The organism is Microbacterium sp. LjRoot205, from assembly GCF_056175745.1.
Genome location: NZ_JBGFFH010000001.1, coordinates 136,553 through 149,579, shown reverse-complemented (window position 1 = coordinate 149,579; position 13,027 = coordinate 136,553). Strand labels below are relative to the sequence as shown.

16 protein-coding genes are annotated in these 13,027 nt (G+C 69.3%); 5 read left to right on the top strand and 11 right to left on the bottom strand.

Features of this window, described 5'->3' with window-relative positions; translation table 11 throughout:
• The first annotated feature begins 64 nt into the window (after positions 1–64).
• Positions 65–856: a signal peptidase I gene (locus AC04ME_RS00805; RefSeq protein WP_475433084.1), complete on the top strand. Its 792-nt coding sequence runs from the start codon at positions 65–67 to the stop codon at positions 854–856.
• The gene (locus AC04ME_RS00800) at positions 853–1,800 is read left to right on the top strand and encodes a hypothetical protein (RefSeq protein ID WP_475433083.1); all 948 of its coding nucleotides are present in this window, start codon (positions 853–855) and stop codon (positions 1,798–1,800) included. The genes AC04ME_RS00805 and AC04ME_RS00800 overlap by 4 nt, the downstream gene beginning before the upstream one ends.
• Positions 1,801–2,143: 343 nt before the next feature.
• Here the strand turns inward: AC04ME_RS00800 and AC04ME_RS00795 are convergent, their stop codons facing one another.
• The gene (locus tag AC04ME_RS00795; protein ID WP_475433081.1) at positions 2,144–2,929 is read right to left on the bottom strand and encodes a DNA/RNA non-specific endonuclease; all 786 of its coding nucleotides are present in this window, start codon (positions 2,927–2,929) and stop codon (positions 2,144–2,146) included.
• A 101-nt stretch (positions 2,930–3,030) separates the two neighbouring features.
• Positions 3,031–3,927: an SDR family oxidoreductase gene (locus tag AC04ME_RS00790; protein WP_475433079.1), complete on the bottom strand. Its 897-nt coding sequence runs from the start codon at positions 3,925–3,927 to the stop codon at positions 3,031–3,033.
• A gap of 260 nt (positions 3,928–4,187) precedes the next feature.
• Here AC04ME_RS00790 and AC04ME_RS00785 point away from each other — a divergent pair, with 260 nt between their 5' ends.
• Complete coding sequence (locus tag AC04ME_RS00785) at positions 4,188–4,745, top strand: dihydrofolate reductase family protein (protein ID WP_079113816.1); 558 nt, start codon at positions 4,188–4,190, stop codon at positions 4,743–4,745.
• A gap of 18 nt (positions 4,746–4,763) precedes the next feature.
• Here the strand turns inward: AC04ME_RS00785 and AC04ME_RS00780 are convergent, their stop codons facing one another.
• The 5 genes from AC04ME_RS00780 to AC04ME_RS00760 all read right to left on the bottom strand — a co-directional run bounded on the left by AC04ME_RS00780 (position 4,764) and on the right by AC04ME_RS00760 (position 8,614).
• Positions 4,764–4,991, bottom strand: a complete 228-nt coding sequence (locus AC04ME_RS00780) for an RNA-binding S4 domain-containing protein (protein WP_042541504.1) — start codon at positions 4,989–4,991, stop codon at positions 4,764–4,766.
• A gap of 40 nt (positions 4,992–5,031) precedes the next feature.
• Entirely contained in the window at positions 5,032–5,334 is a 303-nt protein-coding gene (locus AC04ME_RS00775; protein ID WP_475433077.1) for a hypothetical protein, read from the bottom strand.
• 162 nt (positions 5,335–5,496) lie between these two features.
• Positions 5,497–6,336, bottom strand: a complete 840-nt coding sequence (locus tag AC04ME_RS00770; RefSeq protein WP_475433075.1) for a PepSY domain-containing protein — start codon at positions 6,334–6,336, stop codon at positions 5,497–5,499.
• A gap of 276 nt (positions 6,337–6,612) precedes the next feature.
• The gene (locus tag AC04ME_RS00765) at positions 6,613–7,944 is read right to left on the bottom strand and encodes a sensor histidine kinase (RefSeq protein WP_475433073.1); all 1,332 of its coding nucleotides are present in this window, start codon (positions 7,942–7,944) and stop codon (positions 6,613–6,615) included.
• Positions 7,937–8,614: a response regulator transcription factor gene (locus tag AC04ME_RS00760; RefSeq protein ID WP_042541499.1), complete on the bottom strand. Its 678-nt coding sequence runs from the start codon at positions 8,612–8,614 to the stop codon at positions 7,937–7,939. The genes AC04ME_RS00765 and AC04ME_RS00760 overlap by 8 nt, the downstream gene beginning before the upstream one ends.
• A 480-nt stretch (positions 8,615–9,094) precedes the next feature.
• On the opposite strand from AC04ME_RS00760, the gene AC04ME_RS00755 reads away from it, so the two are divergent.
• Positions 9,095–9,418, top strand: a complete 324-nt coding sequence (locus AC04ME_RS00755) for a hypothetical protein (protein ID WP_475433071.1) — start codon at positions 9,095–9,097, stop codon at positions 9,416–9,418.
• A 45-nt stretch (positions 9,419–9,463) separates the two neighbouring features.
• Here the strand turns inward: AC04ME_RS00755 and AC04ME_RS00750 are convergent, their stop codons facing one another.
• The 3 genes from AC04ME_RS00750 to AC04ME_RS00740 form a co-directional block, all read right to left on the bottom strand.
• Positions 9,464–9,670: a CDGSH iron-sulfur domain-containing protein gene (locus AC04ME_RS00750; RefSeq protein ID WP_056374892.1), complete on the bottom strand. Its 207-nt coding sequence runs from the start codon at positions 9,668–9,670 to the stop codon at positions 9,464–9,466.
• Positions 9,667–10,707 carry an iron-containing redox enzyme family protein gene (locus tag AC04ME_RS00745; protein WP_475433069.1) on the bottom strand — a complete coding sequence of 347 codons (1,041 nt, stop codon included), beginning with the start codon at positions 10,705–10,707 and terminating at the stop codon, positions 9,667–9,669. The genes AC04ME_RS00750 and AC04ME_RS00745 overlap by 4 nt, the downstream gene beginning before the upstream one ends.
• A 127-nt stretch (positions 10,708–10,834) precedes the next feature.
• Positions 10,835–11,284 carry a carboxymuconolactone decarboxylase family protein gene (locus AC04ME_RS00740; RefSeq protein WP_309692241.1) on the bottom strand — a complete coding sequence of 150 codons (450 nt, stop codon included), beginning with the start codon at positions 11,282–11,284 and terminating at the stop codon, positions 10,835–10,837.
• A gap of 99 nt (positions 11,285–11,383) precedes the next feature.
• Between AC04ME_RS00740 and AC04ME_RS00735 the strand changes: the two genes are divergently transcribed.
• A complete protein-coding gene (locus AC04ME_RS00735; protein ID WP_042541496.1) occupies positions 11,384–11,563 on the top strand; it encodes a hypothetical protein in 180 nt (59 codons plus the stop codon).
• Between the two features lie 30 nt (positions 11,564–11,593).
• Here the strand turns inward: AC04ME_RS00735 and AC04ME_RS00730 are convergent, their stop codons facing one another.
• Complete coding sequence (locus AC04ME_RS00730; protein ID WP_475433066.1) at positions 11,594–12,979, bottom strand: LLM class flavin-dependent oxidoreductase; 1,386 nt, start codon at positions 12,977–12,979, stop codon at positions 11,594–11,596.
• Positions 12,980–13,027: the final 48 nt, after the last annotated feature.

Sequence of the window (13,027 nt, the reverse complement as noted above, 5' to 3'; positions counted from 1 at the left end):
CGTCGGGAGGCGCCCCGAGACAGGGGTGCCTCCGTCGCTCACGATCATGAAGAGAGACGCACGCATGCGCACCACCGGCAGGATTCCGAGGAGCTGGTACGAGTCGCCCTGGCGCATCGCCGGACGAGCCGTATCGATCGCATTCGTCGTGACGCTGCTCGCGCTCATCGCCGCGCTTCTCGTGGTGCCGCGTGTCTCCGGCGGAACCTCGCTCACGGTGCTCACAGGATCGATGGAGCCGACATTCGCACCCGGTGACGTCGTGGCGGTGCGAGGCGTCGCGCCCGATCAGGTGTGCGCCGAGATCGGGGTCGGCGACATCGTGACCTATCTTCCCGAGCCCGGCGACCCGGCTCTCATCACCCACCGCGTCGTGGGCAAGACCGTCGGCACGTTCGACGACGGCACGGACTGCAGGCTCATCACTCAGGGCGACGCGAACTCCGCCGCCGACGCGCCCGTGTCTCCCGAGCAGGTTCGCGGGGCGATGCTCTACAGCCTGCCCGCCCTCGGATGGGTGCGCCAGTGGGCCACCGACAACATCGTGGTGCTCGGCGTCGCGTTCGGTGCCGGGCTTCTCGGCTACGGCGCATGGACCACCTTCCGGCGGCCTCGCACCCGCGTGATCGTGACCTCCGGACGGGGCGTGAACGACGCCCCCGCGGCATCCGCGGCCCCTGTCGTTCCCTCTGTCGCCGACGACCTCCGGATCCGGGAGCTCGATCTCAGAGAGCGGGAGATCGCGATCCGCGAGGAGGAACTCCACCTCGCGCGGCTCGGACTCCTCTCGCTCGACGACGATTCGCTGCGCGAGATGCTGTCGCACGCGACGGATGCCGAGAGGAGCCGGCGATGAACGGAGTGGACGGCCTCCTCGCGGAGGCACGCCGTCGCACCCGACGTGAGACGTCCATCGCCTGGATCCTCGCCGTCGTGCTCCTGCTCATGCTGGCCGGGGTGCTCTCTGCTGCGGGCGTGCTCCCGGCCGTGGCGGCGGGTTCGACGACCGGTGTCTCGACGACCGGCGAACCCGTCGACAGGGCGGTGGCACCGGCATCCGGGGGTGGTTCGCAGTCAGGGGATGCGATTGCCGAGGCCGCCTGGGACGGTCCGGCGACGCACCTGGACTGGTCGGGCCGGGGGTATTCGACCGCGGAGTCGTCGTTCGTCGGTCGGCGCATCGCCGCGCCGGGAGATCGCACTCGACGCACCCTGATGCTGACGAACAGCGGTCCTGCGCGAGCCGGCCTCACCGTGTCGCTGCGTCTGGATGAGAGCGTCCCAGGCGGCGCTCGCAATCCCGGCCTCGCCGACGAGGTCGAGCTGTTCTGGAGCGTCGGCGGTGTCGAGGGGCGGCAGCGCTTCTCCGCACTCGCCGAAGAGATGACCGGCTCGGTCGACATCGCCGAGGTACGGGTCGCCCAGGGGGAGACGGTGGCCGTGGAGATCGGGTTCGAGATCCCCGCCTCGACTGCATCGCAGCGCAACGAGGGACAGGAGTCGACCGAGCTCGCGTTCGATGTCGTGTCTACGATGTCCGGCGAGGTCGACGAGCAGCCGACTCGGCTGGCGGCGACGGGGGCAAGCTCGCTCCTTCTCTTCGGAATCGCGGCGGTGCTGCTGCTGCTCGTGGGGCTTCTCCTCGTCGCCGGCCGTCGGCGGCGGTGCGATGACTGCTCGAGGACCCTCTGTCAGGACGAGTCCTGGGTGGATCTGACAGAGCCCGACCGCGGCCGTCGGCGCGTGTGCCCGGACTGCGCACTGCGCGGCACTACTGCGGCGGGCACTCCTCACTACTGAGAGATCGGGCGTCGGCACCGGAGACCGCGGTTCCCGGCTCGGAATCCGCCCCCTTCTCGGCGTGCGAGCGCGCGGTTCACGAGATGGTTGAACCGTTCGATCACCCCGTCGGATCATCGCGGATCATCCGCACGAACGCCGCCACAGAGTCGCTTCCCTCCCCGATCGCGACTTCTTCTCCCCGGATCGTGGCGGCGTTCATCCGTTCGCTCTGGCTGCGATGACCCGCGGACGAGAGGACGACCACCGCACTCCTCCGCGAGCACGTCCACCCGGTGGTGAGGATGCAGGGGTTCGTCCGCGGCAGCGGTGTGCCTCGTCGCGTCGATGCTCCGGTCGACGCCTAGAGCGTGATGTCGGATGCGGAGGCGAGCGGTCGCCACTCGGTCGATCGCGCACTCGGCCGGGCGAGCACATCGGCGTCGAGCAGGGGCCCCACATCGACCTTCGTGACTCGGGCGATCTCGGCGACCGGAACCTGGAACGTGCGGAAGGCGCCCAGTGGCGGCGCGGCCAGCAGGCCGTCGGGGGTGTCGACCAGCTCGGACTGATCGAGCACGAACCCTGCCGCCGACAGGCCATCCGGCGCCTGCCAGGCCGCGATCTTCCAGAACCGGAGGGGGATGCGGATGCCGCGATACGGCGGGTCGTTGTCGCCCAGCACAGGCGCGGTGAAGACCGAGACACGCTGATCGGTCGTCTCGGCATACTCGATCACATGGTCCTCCAGGCCGAGCCAGAGGTCCTTCGACTGGTTGAATCCTGCCGCCTGCGGGGCGGCGTTCGGATAGAAGAAGGTCGCCTCGGTGGCATCCCTCGCCTCATCGGCATCACCCCATCCCGGATCACGCCGCCGCACGAGATGGCCGCGATCGAGGTCGTTGCGCGCGTAGACATCGGGACCCGTCTGCAGCTCGTCGTCGATCCGGGGGTCGAGCCTCCACTCGCCGGTGCGCGGCAGTTCGCGCAGCAGCGCTCCGTCGATGTTCACGCCGGTCACGGAGGCCAGCCGACGGTCGCGGTCGAGCAGCACCGTGAAGCGCGGGTAGGTCAGCTCGGTCGCATCCTGCGCCGGCCGGGGCAGGGGGACTCGCGTCGGAAGGAAATCGAGGTCGTATCCGTCTGCCATACCGTCATATTGCCTCGTACCCCCGACATCGCCGACGATTTCCCGAACGCGAAAACGCCCCCACCCGGTCGCTTCGGGAGGGGGCGTTCGCTGTCAGCGGGTCACGGCGTGGGCATGCCGCCGTTGACGTTGAGCGTCTCGCCGGCGACGTAGCTCGACTCGGCCGAGGCGAGGAACACGTAGGCGGGTGCCAGCTCGGCCGGCTGACCCATGCGGCCGAGAGGCGTGTCCTCACCGAACTCCGGCAGCTTCTCCTGCGGCTGTCCGTCGCTGGGCTGCAGCGGGGTCCAGATCGGCCCGGGTGCCACGGCGTTCACGCGGATGCCCTTCGGTGCGAGCTGGTCGGCGAGGCCCTTGGTGAAGGCGTTGATCGTGGCCTTGGTCGACGCATAGTCGACGAGGATCCCCGACGGCGAGTACGCCTGGATCGACGTGGTGTTGATGATGGTCGATCCGGCGGGGAGGTGCGGCAGCGCGGCCTTCGTGATCCAGAACATCGCGTAGACGTTGGTCTTGAAGGTGTCGTCGAACTGCTCGTCGGTGATGTCGGTCAGAGACTCCTGGTAGACCTGCTTGCCGCCGTTGTTGACGAGGATGTCGAGACCGCCGAGCGCATCGACCGCTTCTGAGACGAGCGTGCGGCAGTACTCGGGGTCGCGCAGGTCGCCGGGGATCTGCGCGACGGTGGCGCCCGCGTCGCGAAGGATGTCGGCGATCCGCGCAGCATCCTCCTCCTCTTCCGGAAGGTACGAGAGCGCGACGTCGGCGCCTTCACGGGCGAAGGCGATCGCGGTCGCCGCCCCGATGCCCGAGTCGCCGCCGGTGATGAGAGCCTTGCGGCCGGTGAGACGGCCGGTGCCGCGGTAGCTCTCCTCGCCGAGGTCGGCCTTCGGAGCGAGGTCGGCGTCGAGCCCTGGTTCGGGCATGTGCTGCTTCTCGGGCTCGATGTCGGAATAGAGCTCGGCCGGGTTGACGAAGGTGTACTGGTCGCGAGACATGGGGTGTCCTCTCGGTCGCTGGTCTGGGGGTATGTCTCCAGCGTGCGCCGAGGTCGGGATCTCGGCCAGCGCCTTGCGTCTGCGGACTCAGGTCGCTAAGGGCGAAGCCGGGGGCCGTCGTCGCTGTCGCTGGGGGAGGAGAACTGCTCTTCGGGAGGAGAGCTTCGCAGGATTGCTCCTCCCGAAGGGCATATCTCCTCCCGAGAGGGCGGCAGCGAGGGGGGTCGACCAACCCCCGGCGCGCGGAGTAGCCTCGCCGCATGGGCCGACTCATCTACTCCATGATCACGTCGCTCGACGGATATGTCAGCGGGCCCCACGGAGGATTCGACTGGGCGCTCGATGAGGAGCTGCACGACTTCATCAACAGGCAGTTCGCCGACGTCGGCACCTATCTCTACGGGCGGCGCATGTACGAGACGATGGTCTATTGGGAGACCGCCCACCTCGAGCCCGATCAGCCGCAGGTCGGCATCGACTACGCACGGGTCTGGCAGGCGGCCGACAAGGTCGTCTTCTCGAAGACACTCGCCGAGGTGTCGAGCGAGCGCACGCGGCTCGAGCGCACGTTCGACCCCGAGACCATCGAGCGCTGGAAAGCCGAATCAGACAGCGACCTCTCCGTCGACGGGCCGACGCTCGCGGCCGAGGCGATCCGCGCGGGCCTGGTCGACGAGTTCGGCCTGTTCATCGGTCCGGGGATCGTCGGGGGCGGCAAGCCGTTCTTCCCCGGCGACGTGCACGTCGATCTCGAACTGCTCGACGACAAGCGCTTCAGCAGCGGGGTGATGTTCCTCCGCTACGCGACGCGGCGGTGACGGCGATCGCTGCCGGCGTCAGGGGCGCACGCGAACGGTGCGGCCCTCGAAGGTGACCAGGTCGCCGTCGTGCAGCTGACGGCCCCGGCGACGATCGACCTCGTCGTTGACCTTCACGAAACCGTCGATCACGACCTCTTTGGCGTCGCCACCCGAGTCGAGCAGACCCGAGTACTTCAGGAACTGCCCGAGGCGGATCATCTCGCCGCCGATGGAGACATCGTCGATGCGGCCGGAATTCGTCATGACTGAAATGGTAGCCGCAGCACCGCGCCGCGGCTCGCGGTCAGCCGAGCGCCCGCTGGATCCGCTCGCTGAGCCGGTCGGCCGCCTTCGTGGTCGTCCGGCGACGGGTCGGCGCCTGCAGTGCGATCCGCACGTCCGATCCTCCCTCAGCCAACGGAGTCGCCACGACCCTCACGTCGGCGGGTCCCCCGAACAGCGTCCGTCGTGTGCTGAATGCCACGGAACGATGATCGGAGACTCGCCACTCGACGCGCTTGAGCTCTGTCGTGAGCTGCCGCAGAACCCGCACGACGGAGTCCGCCCGCGCGGGTGTGTAGATGTACGTGTGCACCGTGACCGGCATGGATTCCCCTGACGACAGCATCTTCGGTCTGCGATCGAGACCGTACCCACCTACAGAGACCGCGCGGTGAACGGATCATGATGCGAAAGTGCCGAACTCGTCGGAGATGCGTCGAGCCGCCGACCCCGTGGGGCCGGCGGCTCGAGGAACGACGCGGGGTGCTCAGTCGTCGATGTCGGTGCCGACGACGGCGAAGTCGGCGCTGAAGTCGATGTCGATCGAGCGGCGGTCGGTCGTGAGCACCGACGCGTCGTAGGGGCTGACCTCGTCGTTGTCGGCGTCGAGGTCGGTGATCATGCCGTCGGCCTCGGCCAGCGCGGCATCGACGAGTGCGCGGATGGCCGACTCGTCGAGGGTGTGGGTGGGGGCGGAGTCATCGTCGTCCTGCTCGGTCGAGACGACGGTGGCGGCGAGGCCGGCATCCACCCGCACCTCGGTCTCGCTGCCGTTCGCCGTGGTCAGCTGCACCTCCCAGGTGCCGTCGCGCTTCGCGTCGATGGACGTGACGTCGCCTTCGGCTGCGCCGCGGGCGGCATCCGCGATCTCCACGAGCTCGTCGGCGGAGTCGGTGCCGATGCCGGTCACCGGGCCCCCGCCCTGGGGTGCGCCCTGCTCTCCGTCGTCGTCGCGGTCGTTTCGGTCGTCGCCCGGCTGTCCGCCGTCGTCGTCGGCGTCGCCACGGGGACCGTCGGAGACCGAGGGGCGGTCGTCGTCGTCGCCGAACTCGTCGCCGATCGCTGCTCCGATGGCCACGCCGCCGCCGGCGAGAACCACCGCGGCCGCGATTCCACCGCCGATGAGAAGGGCACGCTTGCGACCACGCTTCGCGGGGGCTGCGGGAACGGATGCCGGAGCGCCGGTGTCAGCGGCGAGCGGTGCGACGGGCACGGTCTCGGCGTCGTGGGCCGGAGTCGGCGCGGGCGGAGCGGGGGGCGCGGGCGGAGTCGAGTTCACGGGGAGGTTCTCGGGCGTCTGGTCGGGGGTCGAGTTCTTGTCGTTCATGTCTCGATGCTCTCCCGGCGGTGCTGAAGCCACCCTGAAGCCTCCTGAAGACCTCTTCAGGAACCAGCGACCGAACGGCCGGGGCCGCGGACCGGGGTTTCCTCGTACCGTTTGCAGGATCCGGGCACGAATGCAGGACGAGAACAGGTGTCTGGTCCCGCATCCGTGCTTCGGTCCTGCAGACGGGCCGGGTGCCGGGAAATGCCGGGACCTGCAGACGGGCCGGATGCCGAGAGGTGCCGGGTCCCTGCAGACGGACCGGATGCCGAGAGGATGTCAGTCCGAGAGGGGCAGGGTCACCACGAAGCGGGCGCCGCCCCAGCGCGAGGCGTCGACCGAGACCGTCCCGCCGCTGGCCGCGGCGATGCCCTGCACGATCGCGAGGCCGAGACCGCTGCCGCCGGCATCCCGGCTGCGCGCCTCGTCGAGCCGCACGAAGCGCTCGAAGATGCGCTCGCGCTCGTCGGCGGGCACTCCTGCGCCGTCGTCCTCGACGGTCACGAACACCCAGGCGTCCTGCGGGATCACGCTGATCGCCACGCGGCCGGCACTGTGCCTGACGGCGTTGTCGGCGAGGTTGCGCAGCAGCTGGCCGAGAAGCCGAGGATCCCCGGCGACGCGGGCCGCACGGATGCCCGACCCGTCGACCTCGACCCCTCGCGACCTCAGGCGTCGCACTTCGCCCAGGGCCAAGTCGTCGAGGTCGACGGCCTCGTCGTGCGTGCCGCCGCCCTCGTCGAGCCGGGCGAGCAGCAGCAGCGACTCGACGATGCCCTGCAGTCGGAGCCCCTCGTCTGAGACGACCTCGGCCAGCTCGCCGATGCTCGTGGTGGCCGGGTGTGCCTGTGCGAGCTCGGCGTGCTGACGGATCGTCGCGAGCGGTGAGCGCAGCTCGTGCGAGGCATCCGAGACGAAGCGGCGCTGGGCGGTGGCCGACGAGTCGAGGCGATCGAGCATCCGGTTCATGGTGGTCGCGAGTGCGGCGATCTCGTCGGATGACGGCGGCACCTCGACGCGTCGGTGCAGGTGCTCGGCGGTGATGCCGTCGACCTCCTCGCGGATGCGGGTGACCGGCCGCAGCGCCCGGCCGACGACGAGCCAGGTGGTGACGGCGACGAGCAGCAGAAGCAGCGGCACGGCGACCGTGAGCAGCACGGCGACCGTCGACAGCGTCTCGACACCGTCTTCGATCGAGACGGCGAGCACGAGCGTCTCGTCGTTCTCGAGGTCGTCGGAGACGACGAGCATCGGCTCGCCGCCGATCGTCGTGGTGCGTGCCTGGTCGGCGAGGGGGAGCGCGGTGGAGCCGAGCTCGTCGCGGGCGTCCTCGCTGGCGGCCCTGACCGCGCCGTCCTTACCGATGATCTGCACGATCTCGTCGTCGAGGGAGTCGACCCCGCGCTCGCCGCCCGGGCCGCCGCCGGGACCGTCGAAGCGCTCGGCGAGTTCGTCGAGTCGCTGCTCGGCGGCGCGCTCGGCGCTGGCGTGGATGCTGGAGCTCAGGATGCCGTAGAACGAGAACGCCCCGATCAGCAGCGCGACGGCCACGACGAGGGTCGCGCCGAGAGTCGTCCTGGCACGCACCGATCGGAACGCGCGGCTAGCCACCGTCAGCCGCCAATCGATAGCCGGCGCCGCGGATCGTCTCGATCGCCTCGCGCCCGAAGGGCTTGTCGAGCTTGCGGCGCAGGTGACCGACGTAGACCTCGACGATGTTCGGGTCGCCGTCGAAGTCGTCGTCCCAGACCCCCTCGATCAGCGCGCGCTTCGACAGCACCTGACCGCGGTGCCGCATGAGGTGCTCGAGCACGGCGAACTCGCGCGCGGTCAACGTGACCTGGGTCTCGCCGCGCCAGACGTGGTGCGACGACGGGTCGAGCTTGAGGTCTCCGGCTTCGAGCACCGCAGGGCGCGCGACAGCGCCGCGGCGCACGAGAGCACGGAGGCGAGCCACGAGGATCGCGAAGGAGAACGGCTTGGTCACGTAGTCGTCTGCGCCCGTCTCCAGAGCCTCGACCTGGTCCCACTCGCCGTCCTTGGCGGTGAGCATGAGCACGGGCGTCCAGTTCTCCTCGGCGCGCAGCGCCTCGCACACCTTCCACCCGCTCATGCCGGGCATCATCAGGTCGAGCACGATCGCGTCGTACCGCGTCTCACGCGCACGCCACAGCCCGTCGACGCCGTTGTTCGCGACGTCGACCGCGAAGCCCTCCGCCTCGAGACCCCGGCGCACGGCGTCGGCAAGACGCACCTCGTCGTCAACCACCAGGATCCGCATTCCTCCAGTGTGGCGGGCGCACGCTGAATCCGCGCTGAAGCGGGTCAGATGAGGCTCAGTCGCGCATCAGCGCGCGCACTCGGGCTCTCCCTCGTGCGCCCTCGGGCTCTCCCTCGTGCGCCCTCGGGAGGAGAACTCTCCTACGGGAGGAGAGAATGCCGCTGAGACTCCTCCCGTGGCGCAGTGCTCCTTCCGAGGCGCAGGCGATGGTCGCCCACGTAACGCACACCGGTTGGCACTGTCCGTCCCGTGTGGTTGCATGAGGGCATGACCGGAATCCGGGGGGACAGGTCGAGAGGTGCACGTCTTCTTCTCGTCGTCGCGACGACCATGATGCTCGCAGGGTGTGCGACGGCGACCACAGGCGCGCCTGACGGATCGCCGTCCGCATCCCCGAGTCCCACCCCTACGGCCGCGTGCCCGCAGATCGAAGGCGTAGACCTGCCTCCGGACTGCGCGCCGTACGACCCCGATCACGCGATGGCGCAGAACGAGCGCTATCGCGACCGGGTCGATCTCTCGGAGGAGAGCCGGGCAGCCGCCGAGGAGCCCGCGGCTGCCGTCCGCACCGGGCTCGAGACGCACCGTGCCTCAGGGGACCTGTCGGTGAACGCGGTCGAGGAGGTGTTCGCCGCGGCGGGCCTCGCGGGCGTCCAGACGCTGGGCGATGAACGCGCGGTGGCCTTCGGCGCGGCTGCACCTGAGGGCGGATGCATCTTCGGCGAAGTCTCGGCAGATACTCTCACGGTCGAGATCGGCGGCGTCATCATGGACGGCGGCTGCCTGCCGGCGGTCGGGCACTGACCACGATCGACGTGCGCCGACCACGACCGACCGGCATCATCGAGATCAGGCGTCGGTGCGGAACCCGGCGGCCTTGTGCGTGCCGTCGCAGAACGGCTTGATCGTCGAGAGACCGCAACGGCACAGCGCCACCGTGCGGCGCGTCACCTCGATCGGCTCGCCGTCGGAGGTCTCGAGCACCGCTGCTCCGCGCACCAGCAGCGGACCGTCGGGGTACGCCGTGATCGTGACGGCATCCTGCGCCCCGCTCATCGCGCGTCCCGCTCTCGCAGCGAGGATTCGCCGCGAGTCCAGGAGTCGAGCATGTGTCCCGCCGCCCATCCGTCGACGGTGAGGCAGGCTGCGGCGCCGAACATGATGTCGGGCAGCAGGTCGGGGCGGTCCTCGGCCAGCCCGCCCGCGAGGTCACGCGCGGCGATCTGCTCGTGCACGGCATCCGCCTCGACGTGCTCGTCGAAGTAGTCGGTCACGTCCTCGGCGAAGCCGAGCCGTCGCAGCCCGTCGGCGTAGAACCGGTTGGGGATCGACGAGGTCATCTCGAACGCGGCCAGATGGCCGACGATCGCTCCGACGAGCCGGCGGTTGAGGCCGAACATCGACATCATGTTGAGCGACGCGAGCGTGATCGCCGGCACGTCGTCGACGTAGGCGCCATAGGTGTCGTCAAGGCCGGCGCCGCGCATCGCGCGAGCGAAGATCGTCGCGTGCACACGGTCGGGGCGCCCTCCGCCGTACTCGTCCGACTGGATCTCGACGAGCGCCGCCTTGGGCCGACCGGTCAGGCGGGGGATCGCCCACGAGTGCGGGTCCGCCTCACGCAGCGTGTAGATCGAGCGCTGCATGAAGAACTCGTGCATCTGCTCGTCCGTGGCCTTCTTCGCGACGTAACGAGAGAGGCTCGGTCCGGTGTCGGCCTCGGCGAGAGCGAACAGGGCTCGTCCGACGGCGTCCACGGTCGGCTCGGGCAGTTCCGGGGTCGGCACGGTCGCCCGCAGCGCCCGCTCGAAGGCGTGCTCGAGGAGTCCTCGCGTGGCGATCAGCGCCGGGTCCCACTCGAGGGCGGGATCGAGCTCGGACAGAGATCCGTACGACGAGGCGTACAGCACGAAGAGCGCGAGTTGGATGTCGTCGTCGCGCACGACATCGTCGCTGGTGGCGAGCGCGGTCTCGGCGCGGGCGCCGAGGTCGTCGGCGTCTTCGCCGGTCAGTCGGCGGATGATGCCATCGCTGAGCGGGCCGCGGGCGGCGATGCCGTGAAGGGCGGACGGAGTGAGAGCCGGTGCAGACATGCTCGAAGTCTCGCCCCCGATCCCCTTCTCGAGAAGGGTCTTGACGGCGACACATCCGATGCGGAAGGGACGGGAGGGCGGATGCCGTCGCATCCGCCTTCCCGTCCCTTCGCTCGCGGTCGCTCGATCAGGCGTGCACGGGGTAGTGGCTGCTGATCGCGATGCGGTTCCAGCTGTTGATGACCACGGCGAGCCAGGTCACGGCGGCGATCTGCTTCTCAGTCAGCACGCCCTCGACGTCGACTCCGCGATCCGCCAGGCGGCCGTGGTCGCCGATCATCGTCACGTTCTCGGCGATCTGCAGGGCGGCCTGCTCCTCGGCCGAGAAGTACTGCGACTCCCACCATCCCGCGAGCACGGCCAGCCGGTCGGCCGTCTCCCCGGCCTTGACGGCATCGGCGCAGTGCATCCTGAGGCAGAAGGCGCAGCCGTTGAGCTGCGACGCCCGCACCTTGACCAGTTCGACGAGCAACGGCGAGAGTCCGGCATCCTCGGCTGCGGCGACCGCCTGGGCGTTGAACTCCAGCATCGCCTGATACGGGGCTGCGTAGACCTTGCCGATGTTGACGTGCGACACGTCGTCTCCTTCGCTCATGGGGCGCGGGATGCGCCTCCATGAGTACTGACGCCGCAGCATCCGGATCTGTGATGCGCCCGCGCCGCCTAGGCTGGATGCATGAACAAGAACTCGCTCTGGACCATCATCGGCGTCGTCCTCGCCGTCGTGATCGCCTGGTGGATCGTCAGCGCGCTCTTCTCGATCCTGTGGTTCATCGCGAAGCTCGCGATCGTCGCCGTCGTCGCGGTCGTGGTGTTCCTGGTGCTGCGCGGGATGTTCAGCTCGAAGGCAGACTGACCGCGGCCTCTGGTCACCACCCGGCGCTGATCAGGCGACGGTGGCGTTCGCTCCGACCCGGTAGCGGGCTGCGCGATGCGTGTCCTGCACGCGGTCGCCCTTGCCCTGCAGCTTGTTGCGCAGAGTTCCCGGCGTGTACTCGTTCGGGTAGACGCCGCGCTCGCGCAGCACGGGGATGACGTGCTCGATGACGTCCTGCCAGGTGCCGGGCGTGACCGCGTAGGCGAGGTTGAATCCGTCGATGTCGGTCTCCTCGACCCACGACTGCAGTTCGTCGGCGATCTCGACGCCAGAGCCCACGATCGTCGGCCCGAGGCCGCCGATCGCGTTGTGGCGGCCGAAGTCGCCGACGGTCCACTCGCGTCCGAGGTCGGCCTCCTCCTTGAGATGCTGCAGCACCGACTGGATCGCGTTGGACTCGACGTTGCCGACGGGCTCGTCCTCGGCATACTGCGAGAGGTCGACGCCCATCCAGCCCGACATGAAGGTCAGCGCGCCCTCGGGGCTCGCGTAGGACAGGTATTCGGCGTGCTTCGCCGCGGCATCCGCGCTCGTGGCCCCCGTGATGACGGTGAGCAGCGTGTAGATCTTCGCGTCGTAGCGGTCGCGACCGGCGTCCTCCAGCGCATCGCGGATGCGCTTCACGGTGCCGGCGAGCACCTCCTTCGAGGGCGCGGCGACGAAGATCGCCTCGGCGTTCTCCGATGCGAAGCGCACGCCGCGAGGGCTGGCTCCGGCCTGGTAGATGACCGGGGTGCGCTGCGGCGACGGCTCGGAGATGTGGATGCCGGGAACGCTGAAGTGCTTTCCCTCGTGGCCGATCGGGTGCACCTTCGTCGGGTCGGTGAAGATGCCGTGCTCGCGGTCTTCGACGACGGCGTCGTCTTCCCACGATCCCTCCCACAGCTTGTAGAGCACCTCGACGTACTCGTCGGCGTGGTCGTAGCGGTCGTCGTGCGCGAGCTGATCGTGCTGGCCCATGTTGCGGGCGGCGCTGGGCAGGTACCCGGTGACGACGTTCCAGCCGACGCGTCCGTTGGTCAGGTGGTCGAGCGTGCTCAGACGCCGTGCGAACGGATAGGGGTGCTCGAAGGCGGTGCCGGCGGTGATGCCGAAGCCGAGGTGCTCGGTGACCGCCGCCATCGCGCTCACGAGCAGGATCGGGTCGTTCACGGGAACCTGTGCGCCGTTGCGGATCGCCGCCTCGTTGGTGCCGCCGTAGACGTCGTAGGTGCCGAGCACGTCGGCGATGAAGATGCCGTCGAAGGTCGCGCTCTCGAGCAGCTTCGCAAGATCCGTCCAGTACGAGATGGTGTTGTACTGGCGCGAGCGGTCGTCCGGGTGTCGCCACAGACCGGACGACTGGTGGGCGACGCAGTTCATGTCGAAGGCGTTGAAGCGGATCTGACGGGTCATGGGGTCAAGCAAAACCCGCGGAGGCGCCCCGTGTCAGCCCCCGCGACA

Coding starts and splice junctions, on each gene's coding strand:
- AC04ME_RS00805 (WP_475433084.1), top strand. CDS start 65: ATGCGCACCACCGGCAGGATTCCGAGGAGCTGGTACGAGTCGCCCTGG.
- AC04ME_RS00800 (WP_475433083.1), top strand. CDS start 853: ATGAACGGAGTGGACGGCCTCCTCGCGGAGGCACGCCGTCGCACCCGA.
- AC04ME_RS00795 (WP_475433081.1), bottom strand. CDS start 2,929: ATGGCAGACGGATACGACCTCGATTTCCTTCCGACGCGAGTCCCCCTG.
- AC04ME_RS00790 (WP_475433079.1), bottom strand. CDS start 3,927: ATGTCTCGCGACCAGTACACCTTCGTCAACCCGGCCGAGCTCTATTCC.
- AC04ME_RS00785 (WP_079113816.1), top strand. CDS start 4,188: ATGGGCCGACTCATCTACTCCATGATCACGTCGCTCGACGGATATGTC.
- AC04ME_RS00780 (WP_042541504.1), bottom strand. CDS start 4,991: ATGACGAATTCCGGCCGCATCGACGATGTCTCCATCGGCGGCGAGATG.
- AC04ME_RS00775 (WP_475433077.1), bottom strand. CDS start 5,334: ATGCCGGTCACGGTGCACACGTACATCTACACACCCGCGCGGGCGGAC.
- AC04ME_RS00770 (WP_475433075.1), bottom strand. CDS start 6,336: ATGAACGACAAGAACTCGACCCCCGACCAGACGCCCGAGAACCTCCCC.
- AC04ME_RS00760 (WP_042541499.1), bottom strand. CDS start 8,614: ATGCGGATCCTGGTGGTTGACGACGAGGTGCGTCTTGCCGACGCCGTG.
- AC04ME_RS00755 (WP_475433071.1), top strand. CDS start 9,095: ATGGCGCAGAACGAGCGCTATCGCGACCGGGTCGATCTCTCGGAGGAG.
- AC04ME_RS00750 (WP_056374892.1), bottom strand. CDS start 9,670: ATGAGCGGGGCGCAGGATGCCGTCACGATCACGGCGTACCCCGACGGT.
- AC04ME_RS00745 (WP_475433069.1), bottom strand. CDS start 10,707: ATGTCTGCACCGGCTCTCACTCCGTCCGCCCTTCACGGCATCGCCGCC.
- AC04ME_RS00735 (WP_042541496.1), top strand. CDS start 11,384: ATGAACAAGAACTCGCTCTGGACCATCATCGGCGTCGTCCTCGCCGTC.
- AC04ME_RS00730 (WP_475433066.1), bottom strand. CDS start 12,979: ATGACCCGTCAGATCCGCTTCAACGCCTTCGACATGAACTGCGTCGCC.